This window comes from Mesorhizobium sp. M7A.F.Ca.CA.001.08.2.1 (genome assembly GCF_003998455.1).
Lineage (GTDB): Bacteria > Pseudomonadota > Alphaproteobacteria > Rhizobiales > Rhizobiaceae > Mesorhizobium > Mesorhizobium ciceri.
On record NZ_RZPW01001270.1, the window covers coordinates 1 to 915 of the forward strand.

2 protein-coding genes are annotated in these 915 nt (G+C 60.2%); both read right to left on the reverse strand.

The window, feature by feature from the left end; genetic code table 11:
• The coding region (locus tag EN914_RS36740; RefSeq protein WP_281034705.1) for a type II toxin-antitoxin system RatA family toxin at nt 1–170 on the reverse strand (170 nt) is incomplete at its 3' end.
• 12 nt (nt 171–182) lie between these two features.
• Nucleotides 183–915 (reverse strand): lipoyl synthase (locus EN914_RS36745; protein WP_164779232.1); only part of this gene is annotated, 733 nt, incomplete at its 5' end.

Here is a 915-nt window from a genome sequence, read left to right on the forward strand (position 1 = left end):
ATGCTCATGTCGGCAAGGAGAACGGTACGCCCGTCACGCTCCTTGCGCGAGCGAACCGTCAGCGCTTCGCAAAGCGGCAGGAATTGCGGATAGGATTCAACATCGGCGACCAAAGCGAACATCTGCTCGGGTGTATGGGATACGCGTCGGGTAGCTTCGAATTTTGGCATGAAACCGGCTGATTAAGCTGATTTCTTGAGAATCGCTTCCCGTGCCGCACGCAGCTTGGCGAAATCGTCGCCGGCGTGATGCGATGAACGCGTCAGCGGGCTGGACGCCACCAGCAGGAAACCCTTGGTCCGGCCGATCGTCTCAAAGGATTTGAACTCCTCCGGCGTAACAAAGCGGATCACCGGGTGGTGCTTCTTCGACGGCTGCAGATACTGGCCTATGGTCATGAAGTCGACATTGGCCGAACGCAGATCGTCCATCAACTGCAGGATTTCATTCCGTTCTTCGCCCAGCCCCACCATGATGCCGGACTTGGTGAAGATCGACGGATCAAGCTCCTTGACCCGCTGCAACAGCCGGATCGAATGGAAATAGCGGGCGCCCGGACGAACCGTCAGATAGTTCGACGGAACGGTTTCGAGATTGTGGTTGAAGACGTCGGGTTTGGCCGCCACGACGATCTCCAGCGCGCCGTCCTTGCGCAGGAAGTCGGGCGTCAGAATTTCGATCGTCGTCAGCGGCGTCGCCGCCCGGATGGCGCGGATGACCTCGGCGAAATGCTGCGCACCGCCATCGGCGAGGTCGTCGCGGTCGACCGAGGTGATGACGACATGGGTAAGGCCCATCTGCTTGACCGCATGCGCGACGCGGGCCGGTTCATCCGGGTCAAGAGCGGTTGGAATGCCCGTGGCGACGTTGCAGAAGGCGCAGGCGCGGGTGCAGATCTCGCCCATGATCATGAAG